A 2,207-nucleotide genomic window follows, 5' to 3' on the forward strand; every position below is an offset into this window, starting at 1 on the left:
CCGGTGGTGCTGTCGAGAAGGTCCTGCGTGGCAGGCGTCCCCACGTAGCGCTCGGCGTCCCTGTTGCGGCCGAGGATCAGCCCGTCGCGGTCCACGATTGAGGCCGTCCAGCTCTCGGGAACGCCGCCGGTCTCGAAGAGCTGCCCCAGCCGCGCGGTGTCGAGGCTGAGGCCCAGGAGCAGGGGCGTGCCGCCCTCGCCCGCGACCCGCATGACGAGGCTGAAGGCGTTCGTCTGCGCCACCGGCGCGTAATGAAGGCCCGAAGCGACGATGCCGCCGGTCTCGAGCGCTTCGGCATCCACGGAAAGCCGCAGCTCGGGCAACGGCACGCCCCAGGCCGCCTTGGCGTTGACGATCTCCTGTCCTTCCGTGTCGCGCAGCACGGCCTGGAGGCCCTGCCGCCGCAGGACCTCGACCGTCTGCGCATGGAAGGCTTCGAGGTCCCCCTCGCGCAGGTAGGGTGACAGCGACAACACCACGAGCGCCGAGCGCAGCCCGGCCATCTCGCGCTCCACGCTCAGGGCGATGCGTCGAGCGGCCTCGAGCGCCTCGGCCTCCACGCGCCGCCGCTCGACCGCGGCGAACTGCGACAACAGGATCGCGACGAGCACGAGCATTGGCAAGGCAAAGGCCAGTGCGTAGGCCAGCAGATGCCTGCGCACTGATCGCCCGCTTGGCGGGCCTGCCGTCTTCGCTGCCGCTTCCGGCAAGGTCTGCCCGTCCCTCGGATTTAGTCGCCCGGCTAAGCGAAACGCTCGGTGGACAGTCCGGGTTCCGGGCGGCAAAGGATCCCTACCCCACCCCAACCGTCAGACCTCGTCGGGTAGCCTACGCACCGCCCCCTGGGCCGCCGATGTGGCGAGCATGGCATAGGCCTTCAGCGCCGTGCTGACCCTACGCGCCCGCGGCGCGGCCGGGCGCCATCCTCGGGCCTCCTGCTCGACGCGGCGTCGGGCGAGTTCGGGCTCGGGCACCGCCAGAGTGATGGTCCGCGACGGGATGTCGATCTCGATCCGGTCGCCGTCCTGCACCAGGCCGATGGTCCCCCCCGAGGCCGCCTCGGGGCTCACATGGCCGATTGACAGGCCCGAGGTCCCCCCCGAGAAGCGCCCGTCGGTGACGAGGGCGCAGGCCTTCCCCAGGCCCTTCGACTTCAGGTAGCTCGTGGGATAGAGCATCTCCTGCATCCCCGGCCCGCCCTTCGGCCCTTCGTAGCGGATCACCACCACGTCGCCGGCCTTGATGCGGTTCGACAGGATCGCCTCGACGGCGGCGTTCTGGCTCTCGAAGACCCGCGCCGGCCCCGCGAAGACGAGGATCGATTCGTCCACCCCGGCCGTCTTCACGATGCAGCCCTCGGGCGCGAGGTTGCCGGCCAGCACCGCAAGGCCGCCGTCTTGTGAAAAGGCGTGCTCCGCATCACGGATCGCGCCCTTCTGCCGGTCGAGGTCGAGCTCCCTCCAGCGGCGTGACTGGCTGAAGGCCTCGGTCGTCGCTACGCCCCCAGGGGCGGCGAGGAAGAACTGACGCACCGACTCGTGGTTGGTGCGGCTCACATCCCACTGGTCGATGGCCGCGCCAAGGCTGCGAGCATGCACCGTCGGCACCTCGCGGCGCAGGAGCCCGGCCGCATCGAGCTGGCCGAGGATCGCCATGATCCCTCCGGCCCGGTGCACGTCCTCCATGTGCACGTCCGACTTCGCGGGCGCGACCTTGCAGAGGCAGGGCACCCGGCGCGACAGCCGGTCGATGTCCTCCATGCCGAAGTCCACGCCCCCCTCGTGGGCCGCCGCGAGTATGTGCAGGACGGTGTTGGTCGAGCCCCCCATCGCGATGTCGAGCGCCATGGCGTTCTCGAACGCCTCCTTGGTGGCAATGGACCGCGGCAAGACACTTTCATCGTTCTGCTCGTAGTACCGGCGCGCCAGGTCCACAATCAGGTGCCCCGCCTCCACGAAGAGCCGCTTGCGATCCGCATGCGTGGCGAGCGTCGAGCCGTTCCCCGGCAGCGACAGCCCCAGCGCCTCGGTCAGGCAGTTCATGGAGTTGGCGGTGAACATGCCCGAGCAGGACCCGCAGGTCGGGCAGGCGCTGCGCTCGATCTGCTGAACCTCTTCGTCCGTCACGGCATCGTCTGCGGCGGCGACCATCGCGTCCACGAGGTCGAGCGCAACCTCCCTGCCCTTCAGGACGACCTTCCCGGCCTC

Annotated in this window: 2 protein-coding genes; both read right to left on the bottom strand. The window is 70.0% G+C overall.

Annotated elements, in window-relative coordinates:
* Positions 1 to 710 (bottom strand): cache domain-containing protein (locus AC5JLB_RS00175; protein ID WP_495871838.1); only part of this gene is annotated, 710 nt, incomplete at its 3' end.
* 99 nt (positions 711 to 809) lie between these two features.
* On the bottom strand, positions 810 to 2,207 hold a 1,398-nt coding region (gene ilvD, locus AC5JLB_RS00180), incomplete at its 5' end, for a dihydroxy-acid dehydratase (RefSeq protein ID WP_495871839.1).

This window comes from Myxacorys chilensis, assembly GCF_059505265.1.